The 15,401-nt window shown below is 53.9% G+C and carries 18 protein-coding genes and 1 pseudogene; all 19 read left to right on the top strand.

Annotated features, from left to right (window positions below; all coding sequences use genetic code 11):
* Nucleotides 1-86 precede the first annotated feature (86 nt).
* The 19 genes and pseudogenes from BU251_RS03785 (at nt 87) to thiC (ending at nt 15,338) form a co-directional block, all read left to right on the top strand.
* Nucleotides 87-2,081, top strand: coding sequence for a TonB-dependent receptor (locus BU251_RS03785; RefSeq protein WP_164908847.1), 1,995 nt, complete (start codon nt 87-89; stop codon nt 2,079-2,081).
* 87 nt (nt 2,082-2,168) lie between these two features.
* On the top strand, nt 2,169-2,846 hold the full coding sequence (locus tag BU251_RS03780; RefSeq protein ID WP_164908846.1) for an energy transducer TonB family protein: 678 nt from the start codon (nt 2,169-2,171) through the stop codon (nt 2,844-2,846).
* A gap of 635 nt (nt 2,847-3,481) precedes the next feature.
* Nucleotides 3,482-3,643, top strand: coding sequence for a 30S ribosomal protein S21 (rpsU, locus tag BU251_RS03775; RefSeq protein ID WP_128699565.1), 162 nt, complete (start codon nt 3,482-3,484; stop codon nt 3,641-3,643).
* Nucleotides 3,644-3,646: 3 nt separating this feature from the next.
* Nucleotides 3,647-4,561: a sugar phosphate isomerase/epimerase family protein gene (locus BU251_RS03770; protein WP_128699564.1), complete on the top strand. Its 915-nt coding sequence runs from the start codon at nt 3,647-3,649 to the stop codon at nt 4,559-4,561.
* Nucleotides 4,554-5,363: an AmmeMemoRadiSam system protein B gene (amrB, locus tag BU251_RS03765; protein ID WP_164908845.1), complete on the top strand. Its 810-nt coding sequence runs from the start codon at nt 4,554-4,556 to the stop codon at nt 5,361-5,363. Before BU251_RS03770 ends, amrB begins: the two co-directional genes overlap by 8 nt.
* A gap of 31 nt (nt 5,364-5,394) precedes the next feature.
* Nucleotides 5,395-5,751 (top strand): DUF1844 domain-containing protein, encoded by a 357-nt coding sequence (locus BU251_RS03760; RefSeq protein WP_128699562.1) that lies wholly within the window; start codon nt 5,395-5,397, stop codon nt 5,749-5,751.
* Nucleotides 5,752-5,761: 10 nt separating this feature from the next.
* Nucleotides 5,762-6,208 (top strand): type II 3-dehydroquinate dehydratase, encoded by a 447-nt coding sequence (gene aroQ, locus BU251_RS03755; protein ID WP_128699561.1) that lies wholly within the window; start codon nt 5,762-5,764, stop codon nt 6,206-6,208.
* Nucleotides 6,205-7,272, top strand: coding sequence for a M24 family metallopeptidase (locus BU251_RS03750; RefSeq protein ID WP_128699560.1), 1,068 nt, complete (start codon nt 6,205-6,207; stop codon nt 7,270-7,272). The genes aroQ and BU251_RS03750 overlap by 4 nt, the downstream gene beginning before the upstream one ends.
* A complete protein-coding gene (efp, locus tag BU251_RS03745; RefSeq protein ID WP_420885792.1) occupies nt 7,253-7,819 on the top strand; it encodes an elongation factor P in 567 nt (188 codons plus the stop codon). Before BU251_RS03750 ends, efp begins: the two co-directional genes overlap by 20 nt.
* Nucleotides 7,820-7,880: 61 nt before the next feature.
* The gene (gene accB / locus BU251_RS03740; RefSeq protein ID WP_128699559.1) at nt 7,881-8,360 is read left to right on the top strand and encodes an acetyl-CoA carboxylase biotin carboxyl carrier protein; all 480 of its coding nucleotides are present in this window, start codon (nt 7,881-7,883) and stop codon (nt 8,358-8,360) included.
* Between the two features lie 6 nt (nt 8,361-8,366).
* Complete coding sequence (gene accC / locus BU251_RS03735) at nt 8,367-9,743, top strand: acetyl-CoA carboxylase biotin carboxylase subunit (protein WP_128699558.1); 1,377 nt, start codon at nt 8,367-8,369, stop codon at nt 9,741-9,743.
* Nucleotides 9,740-10,093, top strand: a complete 354-nt coding sequence (locus tag BU251_RS03730) for an Asp23/Gls24 family envelope stress response protein (RefSeq protein ID WP_164908844.1) — start codon at nt 9,740-9,742, stop codon at nt 10,091-10,093. Before accC ends, BU251_RS03730 begins: the two co-directional genes overlap by 4 nt.
* A gap of 77 nt (nt 10,094-10,170) precedes the next feature.
* Nucleotides 10,171-10,770 (top strand): alkaline shock response membrane anchor protein AmaP, encoded by a 600-nt coding sequence (gene amaP / locus BU251_RS03725; protein ID WP_128699556.1) that lies wholly within the window; start codon nt 10,171-10,173, stop codon nt 10,768-10,770.
* A 105-nt stretch (nt 10,771-10,875) separates the two neighbouring features.
* Nucleotides 10,876-11,898: a 6-phosphofructokinase gene (locus BU251_RS03720; RefSeq protein WP_128699555.1), complete on the top strand. Its 1,023-nt coding sequence runs from the start codon at nt 10,876-10,878 to the stop codon at nt 11,896-11,898.
* Between the two features lie 16 nt (nt 11,899-11,914).
* Nucleotides 11,915-12,484, top strand: a complete 570-nt coding sequence (locus tag BU251_RS03715; protein ID WP_128699554.1) for a D-sedoheptulose-7-phosphate isomerase — start codon at nt 11,915-11,917, stop codon at nt 12,482-12,484.
* Between the two features lie 60 nt (nt 12,485-12,544).
* Nucleotides 12,545-12,958 (top strand): annotated as a pseudogene (rfaE2, locus tag BU251_RS03710) (D-glycero-beta-D-manno-heptose 1-phosphate adenylyltransferase); the annotation flags it as partial.
* A 59-nt stretch (nt 12,959-13,017) separates the two neighbouring features.
* Complete coding sequence (locus BU251_RS03705) at nt 13,018-13,422, top strand: hypothetical protein (protein ID WP_128699552.1); 405 nt, start codon at nt 13,018-13,020, stop codon at nt 13,420-13,422.
* A complete protein-coding gene (gene thiE / locus BU251_RS03700; RefSeq protein ID WP_128699551.1) occupies nt 13,367-14,014 on the top strand; it encodes a thiamine phosphate synthase in 648 nt (215 codons plus the stop codon). The genes BU251_RS03705 and thiE overlap by 56 nt, the downstream gene beginning before the upstream one ends.
* Nucleotides 14,007-15,338, top strand: a complete 1,332-nt coding sequence (gene thiC / locus BU251_RS03695; RefSeq protein WP_128699550.1) for a phosphomethylpyrimidine synthase ThiC — start codon at nt 14,007-14,009, stop codon at nt 15,336-15,338. The genes thiE and thiC overlap by 8 nt, the downstream gene beginning before the upstream one ends.
* The last annotated feature ends 63 nt before the right edge of the window (nt 15,339-15,401 follow it).

Raw genomic sequence — 15,401 nt, 5'->3', positions numbered from 1 at the left:
GGGTTCAGGCCGAGGCACGATACATTTGGTGCTTTACCCTTGACTTCTTTATGAGGTCAAGGGTTTTTTATTTTGGGGGGAGTGTCATGAGAAAAAGAACAGGGATCGTTGTGGCGATGGCCCTCGTCTTGTCATCCGTCCGGATGGCCTGGGCCGAAACAAAAGGAAAGAAAGAAGACGTCATCGAAATGGAACGCATCGTGGTGACGGCATCACGTGCAGCCGAAGAGATCAAGAACGCAAGCAAATACACGACCATCATCGACGAAGAGGATATCCGGGAATCCAATGCCCAGACGATCCCGGACATCCTGCGCGCCCAGGCGGGAATCGAGATCCGCGACTATACGGGTACGGGGAAAACAGTCAATGTCGATATGCGCGGATTCGGCGAAACAGGGCCCAGCAACATGCTCGTCCTGATCGACGGCCGCAGGGTCAATGCCATCGACCTCAGCAATACCGACTGGAGCCAGATATCCCTCTCGCAGGTCGAACGCATCGAGATCGTCAGGGGCGCTTCCAGCGTCCTTTATGGCGACAACGCATCGGGCGGCGTCATCAACATCATCACGAAGAAAGGAAAAGGCCGGCCTGCCTTCAAGCTGGAAACAAAAGGAGGCAGCTACAACACCTTCGGCACGCTTGTGGAAGTCTCGGCGGCCAACGATAAAAGCTCGGCATGGGCATCCGGCGAATATTACGATACAAAAGGATACCGCCAAAACAGCAACCTGCTGCGCGACGATTTCGCCATGCGGCTGAACCATGCCTTCGGCCAGGCCTGGTCCAGCGGCCTGTCTTTTGGTTATCATACGGATAATTATCGCCTCCCGGGCGCCTTGAGCGAAGCCCAGATGCTCGCCTTCGGCCGGCGCGCCACGACCAAGCCCGACGACCTGGCGCAGACGGAAGACTACTATACGGATCTGGAACTCAAGGCGGATTTTAAAGAAAAGGGACAACTTCAAACCAACGTCTCCTTCCGCAACAGGGACGTCGATTCACAGTATTTCTCGTCGTCCTGGTCGAACGAGAACCACATTACGACCGTCGGCATCACGCCCAAATATACGATAGACGCTTCTCTGGCCAATATGCCGAACACGCTTATTTTCGGCGCCGACCTGTATTTTGACGAAGACAACATCTTAGACGGCATGATGGGCGCTGCCAACGATAAGATCCTCATCACCAAACATACACAAGGCATCTATCTGCAAGACCGTATCCAGGCGACGGATCGCCTGTCGCTCAAAGCGGGTTACCGCCACGAGATGGCGCAATATCTCTTTCACCAGATCACGCAGGTCGACCTGAAAGAAAAGAAAAACCTCACAACAGACGTCTATGACATAGGCATTGTCTATCTCCTCGGAGACACGACAAACTTTTACTGCGACTATTCCTCAAGCTTCCGCTTTCCTCTTGTGGACGAATTTTTTACCTCCAACACCTGGGGTTCCGGAGGACTCAACACAGGACTCAAACCCCAGGAAGGCAAAGATATCGAGGTGGGCATCCGCCACAAGATCTCCCGTCAGGCCAACGTCACCCTGAACTACTTCCATCATGCGATCACCAATGAAATATACCTCAATCCAATGACCTACCAAAACAGTAATTACGACAAGACAACCCACCAGGGCCTCGAAGCCCAGGGCGAATACGCCGTCAACTCTCAATTCAAACTCACGGCCAATTACACTTATACGGACGCCGTGTTCGGCAAGGGATCGTTCGAAGGCAACACCATCCCCGCGGTCCCCATGCATAAGGCTTCCGGAGGCTTCCGTTGGACGCCTGACCAGGCCTTCACGCTCAATTTTCTGGTCAACTATGTCGGATCCATGTATCTCGTCAGCGACCAACAAAACGCTTATCCAAAAATGGCTGATTACGTCACGGTCGATCTGAATGCGAGCCGTCGCTGGAAGAATATGGAACTCTTTGCCGGCATCGACAATATCTTTGATGCGGAATATTCCGAATACGGCGTTGTCTCCGTATTCAGCAGCACGCGCAACTTCTATCCGGCGCCCGGACGGCGGTTCATGGCCGGCTGCCGCCTGACGTTCTGAAATGAAATAAGGATCCCCGCCCCGGTCATGTCCGGGGCGGGGAGGATCACGTTGCCATCCAGCCATATATTCTGTTACAATATTGCTATGAAGGAAAACACCCTTTTCTACAGGTGTCTGGCGTTCTCAGCCATCTTCCACGCTGGATTGATAGCGGCCCTGCCTTACCACATCCTGACATACGCGCCGAGCCAAAGGCCTATCGAAGTCGCTTATGTCCAGAGCTTCGGTCATGAAAAAGAAGGCAGGGATATCTCGCCTGAGCCGGTCGCCCAAAAAGAACGCATTCAGACACCGAGCCCGCAGATACAAGCCTCTGAAGACCGCAAAAATATCCTTGATGATTTCCTCAAGGCGGAGATCTTCCGGCAGGAGCGGGAAGAAGACCTCCCTCAACAAATGAAGCCGGCAGCCGAGGGCCCAAAAAAGAAATCCGTCCAGACCCCCAATATCCCCGGCGAAGTTTTTCAGTCGCCGGAATATAAGAATTATTACCAGATCGTACGCGAAAAGATCCGCAGACAGGCGTACAGGAACTACAGGCATATCCAAGAAGGAGAGGTCTTTTTGACTTTCACGCTCACGCGCTCAGGCGAACTCAAAGAAGCGCATGTGGATACGGCCAAATCCGTGAATGACGAGTATCTGCGCCGGATTGCCTTAGAGAGCGTCCAGGAATCATCGCCTTTCCCGGAATTCCCGATAAAACTCCAGGATAAAGAACAGCTTGCCTTTAATGTCATCATCTCTTTCGAGCTGAAATAATACGCCCTCCTCGAAGAGCCAGGCAGGCGCAACAACAAGAACCGCAAAATGTTGCGGCTTTCAACACGCCTGAAACGGATGAATCTGCCTGTTGACAGCTTTGAAACGAAATGATATGATTAGCGAATTGTGAAGAGGGGAAAGGGACAAACGTTACCCCTTGTGTTTACATCTTGGAAATTTCTGTCTCACCCAGCCTCGTCTCGGCCCTGACCGACAGGTCGGGCCAGGACTCGGACGGGCCCCGTTACAAATTCCATTTGTAACGGGGCGGGTTCCGCAGGAAGCGGAATACCGCCACAGGAAATGGTGCACTTGCCGGTCAGATAAGGCAAGGTGTGGCCCGTTCATCTGGGGCCAGGTGCAGCCATAAATTCTCAAGATACACCGCCGCAGGAAGCGGCGCACTGGCCTTTCCGATAAGGCCAAGTGGTGGAGTTAACCCAGAAAGGGTAGGCCTCCGCAATACCACATAGCGGAGGGCCTAATTCCGCCAGAGGCGGAAAAATACATCAAAGAGAGACTCTTCGGCCAAAACGCTTGTCAATTTCACTCACAAACGCCAGAGTCGTTCGTGAAATTGACTTAACGCAGGCCTCAGAGTCATCCCGCCAGAGGCGGGATGAGGAGAATCGATGTCGGAAGTTGAAGTCAGGAAAGACGAGTCTTTCGAGGCGGCACTTCGGCGTTTCAAGAGGAAGATCGAACGCGAAGGCATCCTCAAAGAGGTCAAAGACCGCAAGCACTACGAAAAACCCAGCGAAAAGAAGAGAAAAAAGGCCCGCAGGAAATTCTGACCTATGTTGGCGCTGTCCACCGTCTGGAATGCCGGCCGAAGAGAGACAGGCCTTGAGGTTATCAAAGAAATCCAGGACACCGGCATCTCTTGCGTTGAGTTGAACTTTTTTCTCGACTCAAAGATGGTGGAAGAGATCCTGGATTATTGCCGCACGCACGGACTTTCCATCGTCAGTCTCCATAATTTTTGTCCGGTCCCCGATGGACTGGAACGCCTCAAAACTCTTCCAGATCACTTTTCGCTTGCCAGCCTTGACGAAACCGAAAGGCTTTTAGCCGTTGCCCATACACGCAATACCCTGCTTGTGGCCCACCGTTGCGGGGCGTCGTGTGTCGTCCTGCATTGCGGCCGCGCGGAGATAAGAGACAAGACGCGGCATCTCATCCGGCTGGCGCAGGAAAGCAAGAAGGAAACGCCGCAATACCGGGAGGATTTCGCAGCCTTCGTCAAAGAACGCAAAACCAAAAGCCGCGACCACATCCCGCAACTCATCAAAAGCCTAAAAGCCCTGAGCGACACGGCCGAAGAATGCGGCCTCAAGCTCGGCATCGAAAACAGGTTCTATTACCGCGAAATCCCCTTTCTGGACGAATTCAGGGAAATCTTTTGCGCGCTCAAAGGCAGGCCCGTAGGATTATGGCTCGATGTCGGCCATAACTTCATCCTCGAGCAGCTGGGTTTTCTGCCGCACGGAAAACTCCTGAAAGATTACGGCGACCGCTTGATCGGCATTCATCTGCACAATGTCAACAACCTCGTCGACCACCAGGCGGCCATGACCGGCCAGGTGAATTTCAACGATTTCAAGCCTTACGTCCGGCCTGAAACCATCAAAGTCATGGAGCTCCACGGCCACGTGACGCAGGACGAAGTCAGGCAATCGGCCGTTTATTTCCGGGAGACCTTCGGTGATTAGGCAACCGGCTGTCGCAGGCCAGTTCTATCCTTCGGATCCCCAACGTCTCAAAAGCCTCATTGCCTCTCTTCTGGACAAGAAAGAGACAAAGAAGGAGCGGGCCGTCGCCTGTGTCCTGCCGCATGCAGGTTACGTCTATTCAGCCAAAGTAGCGGCTGCGGTGCTGTCTTCGATCGACCTGCCAGATACCTGCGTCATCCTCGGGCCGAACCATACGGGTTTCGGGACACCTGCCGGCATCATGACAGAAGGGAAGTGGCAGATGCCTTTCGGAACGATCGACATCGACGATAAAATGGCCCATTCCATCCTGAAACGCTCCAGTTATCTGCAGGAAGACGAAGTGGCCCACGCCTATGAACACTCGATCGAAGTCCAGCTGCCCCTCATCCGCCAGATCAAAGGCGCAACGTTCCGTTTTGTGCCCATCATCCTTGCCAGCGATGAAAAATTGATGTATAAAGATATAGCGCACAGCATCGCGACGGCGGTCCAGGAGGCTAAAAAAGACGTCCTCATCGTTGCCAGTTCCGATATGACTCATTACGAACCGCAGAAACTGGCGATGGAAAAAGATCAAAAAGCCATCGAGGCGGTCCTGGCCCTGGATGCAGACGGCCTGGAAGAAAGAATCCAGCGCCTCCAGATCTCTATGTGCGGATACATACCGGCCATCGTCGCGATCATGGCAGCCAAAGAACTCGGGGCCAGGACCGCACGGCTGGCCGCTTATCAGACAAGCGGAGATGTTTCCGGCGACTACTCATCAGTCGTCGGGTATGCCGGGATCGTGATCTCTTAATATGAATTCGACAAAATAACAGCGAGGGCGCATGATGGACGAAAATTTAAAAAAGAAAGTAGACGAGGGTTGGAAAGACAAGATCAAGCAGGAACCGGCAGATGTCCCGCCGGATGCCGGAAAAGAAAAAGAAATACCCGAGCCGAGCTTTCGCCTTTTCGTGACAAGTCTGGCCATGCAGGCGTGGATTGCCCTGGGGGCCATCCCGAATCCCATGACCGATAAAACGGAAGAAGACATCGCCCAGGCCAAATTCCTGATCGACAGCATTGAGATGCTCGAACAGAAAACCAAGGGAAATCTCGACAAAGAGGAGGCGGAAATGCTCGAACACCTCCTTTATGAATTACGCATGGCCTACGTGGGTAAAACAACGAAAGTTCAATAAAGGATAAACCATGAAAAGAATCCTCGTGATCCACGGCCCCAACCTGGACCTTTTGGGAAAAAGGGAGCCTCAGGTCTACGGCAAAACAAGCCTGGCCGAAATCAACCGCTCCCTGAAACAAACGGCTAAAAAATCAAAAATCAGCCTGACCATCGCCCAATCCAATCATGAAGGAGAGATCGTAGACCTTATCGGCGGCGCCCGCGGAAAATTCGACATGATCATCATCAACCCGGCGGCTTACACCCACACGAGCATCGCCATCAGGGATGCGATTGCGGCTTCTGCGGTCAAAACCATCGAAGTGCACCTGTCGAACATTCATGCCCGCGAAGAATTCCGGCAGACCTCTCTGATCGCGCCCGTTTGTATCGGCCAGATATCCGGCTTCGGCGCCCGGAGCTACTCTCTGGCGCTTTTCGCCGCCGAGGCGCTCCTCAAGAACAGGAACAAGTGAAGGCCGACAAACGCCTCTCAAATATCCGCGCCCTGCTCGTCCAAGAGGGCATCGACGGCCTGTTGCTCAATTCAGAGGCGAATGTCTCCTATGCCGCCGGCTTCGATGCGCCGGATGCCTACGGCTTTGTCTCCGGGAAAAGCGTCTCCATCATTACAGATTTCCGCTACGTCGAAGACTTCAAGCGGTTTGCCAAATCTCCTGTCCATATCCTCCAATATGAAAAATCCCTTTTTGACACAGCTGCCCGCCTGATCCTTGAACACAAAACAAAAAAGATCGGCTTTGAGGCGCGTCATCTGACATTCGCAGAATGTGAAGTCCTGAATAAACTGCTCGGAAAAAAGGCCTCTTTCATCCCCTTGCAGCAGACCATCGAACACCTGCGGGAAATCAAAGACGCACAGGAGATCGCCCATATCTGCCAGGGCATCCGGATCGCCCAAAAGACCCTTGCCTTCGCCAAGGCAAAGGTGAAACCAGGCCGCTCGGAGATGGCAGTTGCCGCAGATATCGAACGGTTTGCCCGCCTCAACGGCGCGCACGCCGTCGCTTTCGAAACCATCGTGGCCTCAGGCCCAAATTCGTCCTATCCGCATGCCCGCCCGACCGACAGGATCCTCAAAGAAGGAGACGCCGTGGTCGTGGACATGGGTGTCGAGGTCAACGGCTACAAAAGCGACTTGACACGCACATTTTTTTTGGGTAAAATTAAACCCGTTGTTCTTAAAGCCGCAAAGGTTGTCCGCAAGGCCCAGGAACTGGCTATCCGCGGTATCAAACCTGGGATCCCCATCTGTTCCATAGACGAAATTGCGCGCCATTATATTGCGCAACAAGGATTTGGAAAGAATTTCGGGCACGCGTTAGGCCATGGAGTCGGTCTCGAGGTTCACGAATCGCCTTCCATCAATAAAAAGAACACTCGCAAGCTTGAACCAGGAATGGTTTTTACGATAGAACCCGGCATCTACCTTCCGGGCCGATTTGGAATACGGATGGAGGAAATGGTGCTTGTAACTCAAGAAGGAGTGGAGGTACTAAGTGGCAACAATAGGGATTAACCAGGTAAAAGTGGGGCTGACCATCGATTTGGATGGGACGCCGTTTATGGTCGTTAATGTCGAACACGTCAAGCCCGGCAAAGGCTCTGCTTTCGTGAGGACAAAGCTTAAAAGCCTCAAAAACGATGCGGTGCTGGACAGGACGTATAAATCCGACGACAAGATCGAAGAGGCCTTCATCGAAGAGCGCAACCTTCAGTATTCTTATCATTCCGGAGATTTTTACCACTTCATCGATTCGGAATCCTATGAAGACCTCGCCATAGAAAAGAACAAGCTTCGCGCGACCGAAAAATTCCTGAAAGACGACCTGGAAGTCGCCGCCCTTTACTACAAGGGAGAGCTGATCGCCGTCAATCTTCCCAATTTCGTCGTCTATACGATCACCCACACCGAACCGGGCATAAAAGGCGATACGGCCAAGAGCGGCACAAAACCGGCAACGCTGGAATCCGGCGCCGTCGTCCAGGTCCCGCTCTTCATCGACGTGGGGACGCGCATCAAGGTCGACACCAGGACCGGTGAATATATTGAACGGGCCGTATAACGGGCCGTGCCGTCTGTTTGTTCTTAAAAGCGGAGATTGAAGGCAAAGGGAGGCCTGCGGTATGAATATCAAAGAGATTAAGGAAATGATTAATCTCATGAATGAGAACAATCTCACGGAACTCGAGATTGAAAAGGAAGGCCTGCGGGTTCGGCTAAAAAAAGGCTCCGAAGGCCAGGTAATCGTTGAACAGCCGCAACATAAAACACCCCTGTCTGTCCCGGTCATGCCGGAGTTCCATCCCGTCCAGACGCCGGCCGCCGCCAAAGAGGCCCCCCGTGAACGCGCATCGGGAAAAAACCTTATCGAGATCAAGTCTCCCATGGTCGGGACGTTCTATCGAGCCCCGTCTCCGGAATCGCCGCCCTTCATCGAAATCAACCAAAACGTGGAAATCGGCCAGGTCGTCTGCATCGTCGAAGCCATGAAGCTGATGAACGAGATCAAATCCGAAATCAGAGGCAAGATCGTCGACATCCTGGTCAACAACGCCGAGCCCGTCGAATTCGGACAGGCATTATTCCTGGTTGAGCCGGCCTAAAATCTCATGTTCTCGAAAATCCTTATCGCCAACCGTGGTGAAATCGCCCTGCGCATCATCCGCGCCTGCAAGGAAATGGGCATCAAGACGGTCGCCATCTATTCCGTGGCCGACAAAGATTCCCTGCATGTGCGCATGGCGGACGAGGCCGTCTGCGTCGGTCCCGCCGCGCCGTCGGCCAGCTATCTCAACATTCCGGCCGTCATCAGCGCGGCCGAAATCACGGATGTAGAAGCCATCCATCCGGGCTATGGGTTCCTCTCCGAAAACGCGCACTTCGCGGAGATCTGCGAATCCTGCCAGATCGCCTTTATCGGGCCGTCGCCGCAGAACATACGCCTTTTGGGCGACAAGATGGCCGCCAAAGAGACCATGAGCAAGGCGGGCCTGCCCATCACGCCCGGCTCAAACTCCGTCGTCAAAACCAAGGAAGAAGCGCTTAAAATCGCCCGCCGCATCAAATATCCCGTCATCATCAAGGCGACCGCCGGCGGCGGCGGCCGGGGCATGCGTATCTGCCATAACGACATCCGCCTCATCAGTTCGCTGATGACGGCGCAGGCAGAGGCGGAGAAGGCCTTCGGGGTCCAGGACGTCTATATCGAAAAGTACATCGAAGAACCCCGACACGTCGAATTCCAGATCATCGCCGACCATTACGGCAACGTCATCCACCTGGGCGAACGTGACTGCAGCATCCAGAGACGCCATCAAAAACTCCTGGAGGAATCCCCGTCATCCGCCCTCGACAGCAAACTCCGCAAAAAGATCGGAGACCTGGTCATCAAAGGCGTCAAGGCCGCAGGCTACCGTAACGTCGGCACGATCGAGTTCCTGCTGGATAAGGAAAAAAATTTCTACTTCATGGAAATGAACACGCGCATCCAGGTCGAGCATCCCGTCACGGAGATGGTCACGGGAATCGACCTTATCAAGGAACAGATCAAGATCGCGGCTGGAGAGAAGCTTAAAATACGCCAGGAAGACGTCAAGATAGAAGGCGCGGCCATGGAATGCCGCATCAACGCCGAAGACCCCCAGAACAATTTCATGCCTTCGCCCGGCCGTATCGAGACCCTCAACCTTCCGGGCGGACCTCGTGTACGGATAGACACCCATGTCTACCAGGGATACCAGATCAGTCCGCATTACGATTCGATGGTCGCCAAATTGATCGTGCACAGGGAAAACAGGCACGAGGTCATCAAAACGATGCTGCGCGCGCTCGACGAATTCGTAATTGAACCCATCAAAACGACCATCCCTTTCCATAAACAGCTTCTCAACCACCCGTCATTCCGAAAAGGGGACATCTCGACCCATTTTATCGAGCAAATCCTCAAAACAAACACGGAAGGGGAATCCAAGGAGGCAAAAACGTGATCCCCGAAGCAGACAAAACAGAGCTGGGCATCATCAAGATCCACAATAATGTCATTGCCTCCATCGCCTATCTGGCGGCATTGGAGATTGACGGCGTTTCCAGGGTATGCGATGATATGAAATCGCGGATGCTGCACTTCATCGGCAAAAAGACCCAGAGCGGCGCCATTGACATCCGCTCGGAAAAAAACGAAGAAATCTCCATCATCGTGCCCATCATCATCAAATACGGACACAAGATCCCGGATGTGGCCATGAAAGTGCAAGAGAGGATAAAGGCGGCCGTAGAGGAAGCCACGGATTTGACGATACGCGACGTCGTCATTAAAATCAAAGGCGTGGACAAATGAAGCTCCGCGGACGAAAACCGCGGGATCCCGAACCGGGGTCGAACGGAAAGATTTAGCACGCGAAAGAGAGGGAGCTCATGAGAACCGCATTAAGCATATTTTTTTATACGGTCGTCTTCGCCTTCCTGGGAACGCTTGCCATGTGTTTTGCTTTCCATGTCTTAGACATCCGCGATGTCGTGATGCAGCTCAACCGTTTCTATACCGACAGCTATCTGCGCTTCCTGACGGGGTTGTCCGGATTCATTTTCATTCTCCTGAGCTTTGCCGCGGCCCAGGCGATCACAGGAAAGATCCAGAGAGAAAAAACAATCGCCTTCTCCAACCCCAACGGCCAGGTCACCATCACCCTTTCGGCCGTCGAAGATCTGATCAAACGTCTCGCCCAGCAGATGAGCGAGATCAGGGAGGCCAAGGCGGATGTCCGGGCGCATAAAAAAGAGATTTCCATCGGCATGCGTGTCGTTTTGGCGCAGGAAACGCATATTCCCGATTTCACGGCCAAGCTCCAAGACCTGATCGCCACGAAGATCCAAGAGGTCTTTGGTATCGACGAAGCGATCAACGTCAGGATCCATGTGGCCAAGATCGTCTCGGGACCGGACAAAAACAACAAGAAACGGCAGGAACCTCCGCGGGACGAGATCTCCATCCCTTATCAGGGGATCAAGATCTAAAGGTCAAACCATAACGGTCCCTTGTCTCTTAAAAAAAGACGCTGATGGAGACGCGGGATCGATTTCAGACAAAACGATTCAGCGGGAAATCGAGAGGACTAAAACATGAGAATCGGAGTACTCACGGGCGGAGGGGACTGCCCAGGATTAAACCCCGTCATCCGCGCCATCGTCAGGAAAGCGTATAACGACAAGCATGAAGTCATCGGTTTCAAGAACGGCTGGAAAGGCATCATAGAAGGCGACACCGTGCCGCTGGACCTCAACGCCGTTTCCGGCATCCTGCCGAAGGGCGGGACCATCCTGGGCACCAGCCGCACCAACCCTTATAAAAAAGACAAAGGCGTCGAGAATGTCAAAGAATCGTTTAAAAAATTTAAACTCGACGCCCTCGTCGCCATCGGCGGAGAAGACACCCTGGGTGTCGCCAATAAACTCGTCAAGGAAGGTCTCAACGTCGTCGGCGTCCCGAAAACGATCGATAACGACCTCAACGCAACAGACTACACCTTCGGTTTCGACACGGCCGTCAATATCGCCATGGAGTGCATCGACAGGCTCCATACGACCGCGGAAAGCCATCACCGCATCATGGTCGCCGAAGTCATGGGCCGCCACGCAGGCTGGATCGCCACGCACGCCGGCATCGCCGGCGGGGCGGACGTCGTCCTGATCCCGGAGATCCCCATCGATCTCGACAAGACATGCGAGATCCTCAAAAAGAGACACCAGAGAGGCCGGACCTTCAGCATCGTCGTTGTCGCCGAAGGCGCCCGCCTCAAAGAATCCGATGTCACCAAAGATCAAAGTCTGGATGAATTCGGACACGTGAAGCTCGGGGGCATCGGCGATTACCTGGGCAAGGAGATCGAGAAACGCACGGGCTTCGAGACGCGCGTCAGCGTCCTGGGCCATATCCAGAGAGGCGGATCCCCCACGGCCTTCGACAGGGTCCTGGGCACGCGCTTCGGCATCAAGGCCGTCGAACTGGTCGAGAACAAACAGTTCGGCCAAATGGTCAGCCTCGCCGGAACAAAGATCATCGGCGTCCCCCTGGAAAGAGGCGTTGAAAAACTCAAAACCGTCGATATGGAGCTCTACGATATCGCCAAGGAATTCTTTGGCTGAGCCGAAGGATAAGAAGATGAAGCAAGCCATTAAAACCCTTCTGCGGGATTCTCTGGATATTCATACCAGGATCCTGCAGGACGAGGATGCGGTTTCCCGCATCGAGAAGGCGGCCGGCATGATTGCGGCTGCCCTGAAATCAGGGAACAAAGTCCTTATCTTCGGCAACGGCGGAAGCGCAGCCGACAGCCAGCACTTCGCCACAGAACTCGTCAGCCGCTTCCAGAAAGAACGGGAAGCCTATGCGGCCATTGCACTCACGACGGACACATCCCTCTTGAGCGCCATCGGCAACGATTACGATTTCAGCAGGGTCTTCGCGCGCCAGATCGAAGCTTTGGGACGCGCCGGGGACATTGCCTTTGCCATCTCGACAAGCGGAGGGGCCAAAAATGTCGTGGCTGCCGTCCAGACCGCCAAAGCCAAAGGCCTGAAAACGATCGCCCTGACAGGCGGCACAGGAGGAGGGCTGGCCCAGGAAGCCGGCCTGGCCTTGATCGTCCCTTCAAAAACAACAGCCCGGATCCAGGAAATCCACATCCTTGTCATCCATATCATCTGCCAGATGATCGAAGACCGCGCGTAGGCCATGCACAAAAAAATCGTAACGCTCCGCCGCCTGAAAGATATTTTACGGTGTTCTTCCGCGAAAAAAGTCGTCTTTACCAACGGCTGTTTTGACATCCTGCATTACGGACACGTGGCCTACCTGGAAAAAGCCAAAACACTCGGCGATATTCTCATCGTCGGACTCAATAGCGATGTCTCTGTCCGCCGCCTGAAAGGAAAAAAACGGCCCGTCAACGATGAAACAGACAGGGCGCACGTCCTGGCGGCCCTGGCATGCGTGGACTATGTCGTTCTGTTCCGCCAGGACACGCCCCTGGAACTCATCAGGGCGCTCAAACCCGATGTCCTGGCCAAAGGGGGCGACTGGAACGTCTCCCGCATTGTCGGCGCCGAAGAAGTCCTCGCCGACGGAGGCAAGGTCTGCGTAATCCCTTATATCAAAAACAGATCGACAACCGCAATCATTGAGAAGATCAGGCGGTTATCTTAAACTCCAAAAACCGAGTGCAAAAAAATTCCAAAGACGCCGAAAGAGAAATTTACAGGGTCTTGGACGCAAATGTCAACCGCGCCAAAGAAGGCCTGCGGGTCTGCGAAGACATCGCAAGATTTTGCCTCAAAGACGCATCTCTCAGCCGACGCCTGCGCTGCCTGCGCCATGCCGTAACAAAAATCCTCAAATCCAGCCGTGTCGACCGCCTCAGGATGGTCCTGGAACGCAAGAGCGCGCAAGACCCTGGCAGGACATTCGCCAATAAGACGACGAAACGCTCTACGGCCCACCTTTTTTTGGCGAACATGCAGAGGACAAAAGAGGCCCTCCGGGTCCTTGAGGAATTTTTAAAACTGCTGGACAACCAGGCCAGCCGAAAAATCCAAAAGACGCGCTTCGACACTTATGAATTGGAAAAAACAAGTCTTAAAAAATTCCCGTCTTTACTTGATCCTCGATAAAGACGTCTGCGGGCCGCAAAAACTTAAAAGCATCATGGCTGCAGCGCTTGCAGGCGGCGTGGACATCGTGCAATTACGCGACAAGACGTCCATGGCAAGGGAAATGATCGCCTTCGCCAAACCGCTGGCATCCATGACCCGCAAGGCCGGACGCCTGTTCATCGTCAACGACCGTATCGATGTCGCGAAAGCGGTTGACGCCGACGGCGTCCATTTAGGCCAGGATGATGCGCCCGTTGCCGTGGCCAGGAAATTGCTCGGCCCAGATGCGCTTATCGGCATCTCATGCCATAGCTTAAAGGACGTGCGCGCAAGCCGCAAAATGCCGGTCGACTACCTGGGATTCGGACCTGTTTTTGCCACTCTTACCAAGCCCGGCATGCGTCCCCGCGGATTAGCACTTTTGCGTCAAGCCCTCTCCTTGACATCTCGACCTGTCTTTGCCATCGGCGGCATCGATCTCGGCCGTCTCCCAAGCATCCTGTCGGCCGGGTCGGACCGCACAGCCGTCTGCAGGGAAATCTGCCTGGCAAAGGATATCGCCTCAACAACCCGTAAACTCAAAGCCATTTTGAAAAAAAACCATGTATAATGAACTGCTCCGAGATGAACATTTCCGTGCAACGGCCGCGCTCGCCGCCGAAAAAGAGAAGATCTCTTGCGAAACACTCCTCAAAAGCGTGGCCGCCGGCCGTTGCGTCATCCCGCTCAATAACCGCAGACAAATCACGTCCCCTTGCGGCATCGGGGAGAATCTCTCCACTAAAATCAATGTAAATCTCGGAACATCGCCGGACAAGATCAACCTTAAAGCAGAGCTCGAAAAGCTCGCCTTGGCCGTCGACCTCGGCGCAGACGCCGTCATGGACCTGAGCCTGGGGGGCGATTTAAAAAAAATACGCCGGTCTATCCTTGAGGCATCACCGCTTCCAGTCGGCACCGTTCCGATCTACGAGGCCGCCATGGGGGCACAAAAAAAACGGGGTTCTTTTCTCAAGATGGAGGCCGAGGACATCTTCGATGTGCTGGAAGGACAGGCCTGCGATGGAGTTGATTTTTTCACGATCCATTGCGGCATCAACAAAAAAAGTCTTGAAGTCTTCCTGAAGTCCAGAAGGCTCCTGGATATCGTCAGCCGGGGAGGGGCCATCCTCGTCAACTGGATGAGGAAAAATGGAAAAGAAAATCCTCTCTTCGAATATTTCGACAGGGTGCTCGACATTGCGCGGCGTTACAGGATCACCCTGAGCCTCGGCGACGGCATGCGGCCGGGATGTATTGCCGATGCAACAGACGCCCCCCAGATAGCCGAACTGAAAGAACTCGGAAAATTGACGCAGAGAGCCAGAAAAGCCGGCGTCCAGGTCATTATCGAAGGCCCCGGACATATCCCCTTGCATGAAATCAAAAAAAATATGGAGCTGGAGAAAAAAATCTGCGATGGGGCCCCATTTTACGTCCTGGGCCCTCTGGTAACGGATATCGGAGCCGGATACGACCACATCACGGGTGCGATCGGAGGGGCCTTGGCCGCATATTACGGCGCCGACTTCCTGTGTTATCTGACTCCTGCCGAGCATATCCGCCATCCGTCCGTAGAAGATACCCGCCAGGGGATCGTGGCATCAAAGATCGCCGCCCATGCCGCCGACATCGCCCGCGGCCTCAAGGGCGCTGCCGGACAAGACCGTCTTATGGCTATCGCCAGAAAGCACAGGGACTGGCAGAAACAGATCCGGTGTGCCATCGACCCCAAAAAAACGAAAGAATACAAACTGTCTTCCAAACCAAAAACCAAAGGCGTCTGCACCATGTGCGGAGAATTCTGCTCGATCAGACTCATCGATACCTGCCTGCCGACCCGGCCGATCGCCAAAGGCAGACCTACCGGTAAAAAAGCCAAAAGCCATCATTAAGACTTATTGACGAAGATTCCTCCTGGTGATAGAATAAAACACCTGTGCGGACAGGATGTTTAA

This window comes from Candidatus Velamenicoccus archaeovorus, assembly GCF_004102945.1.
GTDB classification, from domain to species: domain Bacteria; phylum Omnitrophota; class Gorgyraeia; order Velamenicoccales; family Velamenicoccaceae; genus Velamenicoccus; species Velamenicoccus archaeovorus.
This window is presented reverse-complemented; position numbering and strand designations above follow the sequence as displayed.